Source organism: Thalassospira sp. UBA1131, assembly GCF_002311515.1.
In the GTDB taxonomy this organism is placed as follows: Bacteria; Pseudomonadota; Alphaproteobacteria; order Rhodospirillales; family Thalassospiraceae; genus Thalassospira.
The window spans coordinates 24669-31961 of sequence record NZ_DCAO01000080.1 but is presented as its reverse complement, the minus strand read 5'-3'; the positions used below and the strand labels follow the sequence as shown (position 1 = coordinate 31961).

The following is a 7293-nucleotide window of genomic DNA, read 5'->3' as shown; positions in this document are numbered from 1 at the left end:
CCGTAATGGCCGACACCCTGCTGAAGATGATGCATGCGCATATTGTCAGGCAGATTGGTGGTCAGCTTGTGGGCCGCGCGGGTCTGTCCCATGCCGGTAATATCATCACGTTCACCTTCAACGGTCAGAAGGGCCGTTTTGGTGATGGCGGATGGATCAACCGGAACACCCTGCCAGCGCATCGTACCTTCGGGCAGGCTGTGTTCGTGGAATACGACCTTCAGCGTCTGCAGATAAAACTCGGCCGTCATATCCATGACCGCCAGGTATTCCTGATAGAAATGACGCTTGGCATCGGCACTTTCGCCGTCACCTTCGACAAGGTGATTGAACATGTCGTGATGGGCGGAAACGTGGCGATCCCAGTTCATGCTCATGAAGCCGGCAAGCTGCATAAAGCCCGGATAAACCCGGCGCATCACACCCGCATGTGGAAGGGGCACGTGGGAAATTACATGCTGCTCAAACCAGTCAAGGGTATGCTGCTTGGCGAACTTGTTGACCTCGGTCGGGTTTTCGCGGGTATCAATCGGGCCCCCCATCAGGGTCATCGATGCAGGCTGGCAGGCTTCGTTGCCTGCTGCCATCAGGGATGCTGCGGCAACCACCGGCACAGATGGCTGGCAAACGGCCATCATGTGGGTGTTCGGGCCAAGCTTGCGCAAGAAGCGCATCAGATAATCGATATAGCTATCAAGATCGAAATGGCCAAGGTGGACTGGCACCAGACGGGCATCAATCCAGTCGGTAATATAGACATCATGATCGGGCAGAAGTGCTTCGACCGTGCCGCGCAGAAGTGTTGAAAAGTGTCCGGAAAGCGGGGCCACAATCAACAGGCGCGGGTCATCGGGCTGCGTTTTCAGATGGTCGGTTTCGCGCTTGAAATGCAACAGGTTGCAAAAAGCTTCGCTGTGGACGATTTCTTCGGTGATCGGCACGGTTTCGCCGTTGATCACCGTCGTGTCCAGACCGAATTCCGGTTTGCCGTAACGATGGGTAATATGCGTGAACACGTCACACGCTGCGGCCGCTGCCCGACCCTGATGGGTATAGGACATTGGATTGGCCGGATTGCGCAGCCACTTCTTGCTGGCGTCAGCTGCCATGCGAAGCGGGCTTATTGTGGCGTGCTGCAATTCATAAAGGTGATACAGCATTTATTCTCACTCCCGGGTGACCGACAAAGATTTAAGTGGTCACCGACCTGGTTTACGGCATTTCACCCTGTTTTATCCGCGCACAGCGTACCTGCGCGCGTAATCTGGCTTGTTTCAGAATTTCGGTCTGGACGAATAATTTCCGTTGGCCGATCTGACGCCCGTTGCTCAATATCTGGGGATCAGCGTTCTGAAATCCAATTGTTGCTTCAAAGCCTACTTGAGTTCCGCAGACAAGCAATAGCCATAAAGTATGAGGAAATGACGAATTATCTTTTTTCAGCCTGATTCAAACGAAATTTTGCCGGTTTGTCGAGTGAAATTTTGCAATGCAGCGTAAACTGTTGCGATGCAATAAAAAGTTTTTGACATGTAACGTTGGATCTTGGCAGGCGACTGATGGAGTGAATGTGAGGAAGCCTCACATTTTCTGTTGGGGTCAATCTGGTGCCGGGTACGGGCAAATCAAAAAAAAAGCGCCGCTATTGGGGAAATAGCGGCGCCAGTAGGCGGAGTATGCGGAAAGCATTATTGCGGTCCATGAGGCCCCATGGGGAAGACAGGGCGTAGGGAAGGTCTGACCGACAGGCGGGACAGGGTTTGGGTGCGGGGTTGCCTGCCGGTCAGACGCCCGTGATGGACAAAAGCTGGGTGGCTTATGGTCCGGGCCTCAGAAACACAAATAACGTGTGTTGGGAATTCCTAGACAAAACCACGAAGGGTCTGGGCCATGCCAAGTCCGATCACAAACAGGAAAAATCCTGTGCTGCCGACAACAGCGACTGTGCTGCAAAGCTCGTTTAAGCGGGTCGGGTTTTCGATCAGTTTCAGCATGGTGTGTCCTCCTCAATCTGTCTGGAGGAACCATAATGTTCTGATTTTGTTCTCGCAAGAACAAAATTGGAACAAAATGCCGGTGTCTGTATTAAGTGATTGAATTCAAATATAAATATGATGTTCTCAAATGTTCTCGTTTTTGGTTGAGAATGAGAACATTCACGTCAAAGGATGGGACTCGGGTTCAATGAAATCCGCAGAAAACAGTGCCTTTACACGAGTCTTGATAAAAAGAACGCCGATGTTCTTTTACTCGGCCGCATCAATCGTTGCTGCCGGGATGCCTGTGCGTGACGGGATGCCATCAACTTCGCTTGGAAGCGGTCGGGCGGGAACGGCACCGGCGACTGCGGCCGGTGTCGGCGGATGATCGGGGAACTGGCCATGAACGCGGATGTTCTCGCGATAGGCATTGGCCGATTTGCCGCGATATTGCCGGAAGCGACGATTGAAGTTCGACAGGTTGGGAAAGCCGTTATTTTCCGCAATCTGGTAAATCGGCAGATCGGTGCGTGACAACTGAACGCACGCCCGCGATATGCGGTATTCGTTCAAATATTCCACTACGCTGCGCCCGGTATAGCGTTTGAACAGACGATAGAAGCTGCTTTCACTTACACCCGCGACATCGGCCAGGGCAGAAACGCGCAGCGGTTCAGCGTGATGTGCATGGATGAAGGCAAGGGCGCGGTCAACCCGGATCGATTCACTGTTGTGACCAGCCTCGCCCCGGAAATTGGCGGATGCCAGGGGGCGGTCAATCCCGGCCAGAAGGGTTTCCAGCATCTCAATCATCAGGATGAAGCGTGCGCGTGGTTTGGCACTGTCAAGCTTGGGGCAGATACTCTCTACCTTGGTAACCGCGTCTTCGGTAAAGGAAAGACCGCGGCGTGCCCGATCAAACAATTCGTGGAAGTCGGCAAATTCGACAAAGTCATGGGTCAGGTTCTGCACCCATTCCTGAGACAGCCACATGACATAAACTTCAATCGGGCGGGACGGGTCGATACGTTTGCATTCCCATAAATGGGGCAGGTTGGGGCCGACCATGGCAAAGTCGATGCCATCGAAATCCTGACGATGATCACCAATCAGACGCGATCCTTTGGCGTTGAGCGTCAGAGTCATTTCATATTCCGGGTGCTGGTGCCAGTTACAACGGAAATCATCCCAGACATAATGGAAATAACCCCAGCTATACCCATCTGGATTTGTAATTCGTTCCTGGATGATTCGCATTTTAACCCGTCAATTGTAGGACTATTGGCGTTGAATTTGCAGAATAGTATCATCCTTTGAAGGATATGACACTTTGAAAAGGTCATATCAGGCGTATCCTTTTTCAATCGGATGGTTCCGCGCCGGGAAAGCAAAATCCGAACTGATTGTAGCCGGATAGTGCGACTGAGGTTCTGGCGCGGAACCCATCCTGCACAGAAATACGTCCAATAAGAACAAACAAGGCAGCCGCCAAAAGGCTGCATGGAAAACAAACATCAATATAGGGAGGTCTCCATGACCTTGATGAAAAAGCTGCTCGCGACTGCGGGCGTCTTTGGCGCAGCCATCACCATCGCCGGGTCGGCACATGCAGCCAAAATCTCGATTTCGTGTGGCGCGGTTGGTCAGGAACTTGCGTTGTGTCAGGAAGGTGTCGATGCTTGGGCGGCCAAAACCGGTAACGAGGTTTCGGTGATTTCCACTCCGAACTCCACCACCGAACGTCTGGCCCTTTACCAGCAAATTCTGGCCGCCGGTTCGGCCGATATCGACGTCTTTCAGATCGATGTGATCTGGCCGGGTATTCTTGGTAATCACTTCATTGATCTGAATGATCATATGGCCGAAGAGGCCAAAGCACACTTTGAAGCCATTGTTGCCAACAACACCTTCGAAGATCGTCTGGTTGCGATGCCTTGGTACACCGATGCAGGTGTTCTTTATTACCGCAAGGATCTTCTGGAAAAGTACGGTGAGCCCGTCCCGGAAACCTGGGAACAACTGACCGCGACGGCCCAGAAAATTCAGGAAGGCGAACGCAAGGCTGGCAATGACAAGATGTGGGGCCATGTTTTCCAGGGCCGTGCGTATGAAGGCCTGACCTGCGACGCGCTGGAATGGGTTGTTTCCTATAACGGTGGATCGGTTGTTGAGCCAAATGGCGACATTTCGATCAATAACGATGCCGCCAAGGAAGCCATCCGCACTGCTGCGGGCTGGGTAGGTACGATTTCGCCGGAGGGCGTCCTTGGTTATGCCGAAGAAGAAGCACGTGGTGTGTTCCAGTCGGGCAACTCGGTCTTCATGCGCAACTGGCCTTATGCCTGGTCGCTGGCAAACTCTGCTGACAGCCCGGTCAAGGGCAAGGTCGGCGTCGCTGCCCTGCCAAAGGGTGGTGAAGATGGCCGTTCGGCAGCAGCCCTTGGCGGTTGGCAGCTCTCAGTTTCCAAATATTCCGAAAACCCTGAACTGGCTGCAGACCTTGTGAAGTTCCTGACCTCCTATGAGGAACAGAAACGCCGTGCCATCAAGGGGTCCTATAACCCGACGATTGCCGATCTCTATCAGGACGAAGAAGTGCTTTCGGCCAACCCGTTCTTTGGCGATCTTTATGACACCTTTGTCAATGCTGCACCGCGTCCATCAACTGTGACCGGTTCAAACTATAACAAGGTTTCAAGCGAGTTCTGGCAGGCTGTTCATGGCGCCCTTTCTGGCAACCAGACTGCTGATGAGGCCCTTACCGGGCTTGAACGTAGCCTTAAACGCATCAAGCGTTCCGGTTGGTAACGCCCATCCGTCGAGCGGGGCGTCAAAACACGATGCCCCACCGACGGACACAAGGCCGGTTTGCCGTGATGAACGCATCCGAAGTGGCGGCTGTTAACATCATAAAATTGCAAGCCGGGTGACTGACGGGCATTGCTCCGTCTGACTTCAATATCAAGAGCAGTAACATGGCGCAGGTTTCGTCCCTGACACGTTCAAGAAGGCGTTCGGCCTGGTTATTCCTGACCCCGATGCTGGTCATTCTGGCCGCAGTGGCAGGCTGGCCCTTGCTTCGAACGTTTATCTTCGGCTTTACCGATGCAAATCTGTCTGATCTTGGCAGCTACGGCTTTATCGGGTTTGAGAATTTCTATGCCGTTTATGACGGCGAGACATTTGGGCTTTTGGCCGACCCGGAATGGTGGCAGGCGGTCTGGAACACGATTTATTTCTCGGTGATTTCGGTCTCGCTTGAGACGGTTCTGGGCATCATTGTTGCCCTTGTCCTCAATCAGGAATTCAAGGGGCGCGCGCTTGTCCGTGCCGCTGTTTTGATCCCGTGGGCAATTCCGACGATTGTGTCAGCCAAGATGTGGAACTGGATGCTTCATGATCAGTTCGGCATCATCAATGACCTGTTCATTGCCCTTGGCTTTATCGACGCACCGATCGCATGGACGGCCAATCCGCAAATGGCGATGGCCGCCGTCATCATGGTCGATGTCTGGAAAACGACGCCATTTATGGCGCTTTTGACACTCGCAGCCCTTCAGATGTTGCCAAGTGACTGTTACGAAGCCGCCAAGGTTGATGGCATTCACCCGGTCAAGGTGTTCTTCAAGGTGACCTTGCCGCTGATCAAGCCGGCCCTGATGGTTGCGGTTATCTTCCGTGCGCTTGATGCTCTTCGGGTGTTTGACGTGATTTACGTGCTGACGCCGAACAATCCCAACACCATGACCATGTCGGTCTATGCCCGACAGATATTGGTCGATTTTCAGGAAGTCGGATATGGCTCTGCCGCATCCACCTTGCTGTTCCTGGTAATCGCGTTTTGCATCATGGCTTATATCATGATTGGCCGTGTGCGCCTTGATGAAGGGGGGCACTAAGATGGATATGACCTTTAATGACATCGTCAAAAAGGCCGGTTTCTATTTGCTGGTCGGTGTGATCGTCCTGTTTGCGGTGTTCCCGTTTTACTATGCGATCCTGACCGCGTTCGAAACCGGATCGGCCCTGTTTGAAGTCAATTATCTGCCCGAAAGCTTCAGCTTCGCGAACTATCTGTCAGTCTTCGAAGGCCAGCCGTTCGGGCGGAATATCTTCAATTCGATCTTTGTCAGCGTACTGGTGGTTGCTCTTTCCCTTCTGATGGGGGTAACGGCATCCTATGCGCTGGCGCGCGTCAAGTTCGCCGGACGTGGGTTGCTGCTGATCACCATTTTGTCGGTGTCGATGTTCCCGCAAGTTGCTGTTCTGTCCGGCATGTTTGAGCTGATCCGTGCGGTCGGGCTTTATAACAGCATGTTCGGTTTGGCGATTTCCTACATGATGCTGACCTTGCCATTCACGGTCTGGATCCTGACAGCATTCATGCGCGAACTGCCCCGCGAACTCGAAGAAGCGGCTGTCATGGATGGCGCCAGCCCGTGGACGGTGATCACCCGGGTGTTCCTGCCCGTCATGTGGCCGGCCATGGTAACCACCGGGCTTCTGGCCTTCATCATGGCCTGGAACGAGTTCCTGTTTGCCCTGACCTTTACTCTGACCAATGAACAGCGCACCGTGCCGGTCGCCATCGCCCTGATTTCAGGTGCCAGCCAGTTTGAAATGCCTTGGGGCAATATCATGGCGGCATCGGTCATCGTGACGGTTCCACTGATTGTTCTGGTTCTGATTTTCCAACGTCGCATCGTGTCCGGCCTGACGGCTGGCGCTGTCAAAGGTTGATGCGATCTCGTCCCAAATTGACTTGAAGGTGATCAAAAATGGCTTTGGCCGGTGATCAAAACTGGTGGCGCGGTGGCGTCCTGTATCAAATCTATCCGCGCAGTTTCTTTGATTCCAACGGTGACGGGATCGGCGATCTGCCGGGGGTGACCCAAAAACTGGAATATGTCGCGTCGCTTGGTGTGGACGGGATCTGGCTTTCGCCGTTCTTTACCTCGCCGATGAAGGATTTCGGTTATGACGTGGCCGACTATCGTGATGTCGATCCGATGTTTGGCACGCTGGCCGATTTCGATCATCTGGTTGAACGCGCCCATGACTTGGGCCTGCGGGTCACGATTGATCAGGTGCTGTCACACAGCTCGGATCAGCATGATTGGTTCAAGGAAAGCCGTTCATCGCGTGATAACCCCAAAGCCGACTGGTATGTCTGGGCCGATCCAAAACCCGATGGCACGCCGCCTAATAACTGGCTGTCGATCTTTGGCGGGTCAGCGTGGAAGTTCGATACCACGCGCCAGCAATATTACATGCATAACTTCTTGGTCAGTCAGCCGGATCTCAATTTCCATAA

The 7293-nt window shown here is 53.3% G+C and carries 7 protein-coding genes; 4 read left to right on the top strand and 3 right to left on the bottom strand.

Annotation, left to right across the window (positions count from 1 at the left end; translation table 11 throughout):
- The 3 genes from B3Z49_RS12260 to B3Z49_RS12250 form a co-directional block, all read right to left on the bottom strand.
- Positions 1-1160 (bottom strand): polyhydroxyalkanoate depolymerase (locus tag B3Z49_RS12260; RefSeq protein ID WP_296991193.1); only part of this gene is annotated, 1160 nt, incomplete at its 3' end.
- A gap of 702 nt (positions 1161-1862) precedes the next feature.
- A complete protein-coding gene (locus B3Z49_RS12255; protein ID WP_296991191.1) occupies positions 1863-1994 on the bottom strand; it encodes a hypothetical protein in 132 nt (43 codons plus the stop codon).
- 252 nt (positions 1995-2246) lie between these two features.
- A complete protein-coding gene (locus B3Z49_RS12250) occupies positions 2247-3125 on the bottom strand; it encodes a helix-turn-helix transcriptional regulator (protein WP_296991188.1) in 879 nt (292 codons plus the stop codon).
- A 387-nt stretch (positions 3126-3512) separates the two neighbouring features.
- Between B3Z49_RS12250 and B3Z49_RS12245 the strand changes: the two genes are divergently transcribed.
- From B3Z49_RS12245 to B3Z49_RS12230, 4 genes are all read left to right on the top strand, one after another.
- Entirely contained in the window at positions 3513-4787 is a 1275-nt protein-coding gene (locus tag B3Z49_RS12245; RefSeq protein WP_296991185.1) for an ABC transporter substrate-binding protein, read from the top strand.
- Positions 4788-4954: 167 nt separating this feature from the next.
- Positions 4955-5878 (top strand): carbohydrate ABC transporter permease, encoded by a 924-nt coding sequence (locus B3Z49_RS12240; RefSeq protein WP_064790522.1) that lies wholly within the window; start codon positions 4955-4957, stop codon positions 5876-5878.
- A gap of 1 nt (position 5879) precedes the next feature.
- Entirely contained in the window at positions 5880-6719 is an 840-nt protein-coding gene (locus tag B3Z49_RS12235; RefSeq protein WP_083952911.1) for a carbohydrate ABC transporter permease, read from the top strand.
- 38 nt (positions 6720-6757) lie between these two features.
- Positions 6758-7293: alpha-amylase family glycosyl hydrolase (locus B3Z49_RS12230; protein ID WP_296991180.1), on the top strand; the 536-nt coding region annotated here is incomplete at its 3' end.

What these genes read in the sequence shown, in the direction of transcription:
- B3Z49_RS12255 (WP_296991191.1), bottom strand. Translation starts at nt 1,994, where the DNA reads ATGCTGAAACTGATCGAAAACCCGACCCGCTTAAACGAGCTTTGCAGC.
- B3Z49_RS12250 (WP_296991188.1), bottom strand. Translation starts at nt 3,125, where the DNA reads ATGACTCTGACGCTCAACGCCAAAGGATCGCGTCTGATTGGTGATCAT.
- B3Z49_RS12245 (WP_296991185.1), top strand. Translation starts at nt 3,513, where the DNA reads ATGACCTTGATGAAAAAGCTGCTCGCGACTGCGGGCGTCTTTGGCGCA.
- B3Z49_RS12240 (WP_064790522.1), top strand. Translation starts at nt 4,955, where the DNA reads ATGGCGCAGGTTTCGTCCCTGACACGTTCAAGAAGGCGTTCGGCCTGG.
- B3Z49_RS12235 (WP_083952911.1), top strand. Translation starts at nt 5,880, where the DNA reads ATGGATATGACCTTTAATGACATCGTCAAAAAGGCCGGTTTCTATTTG.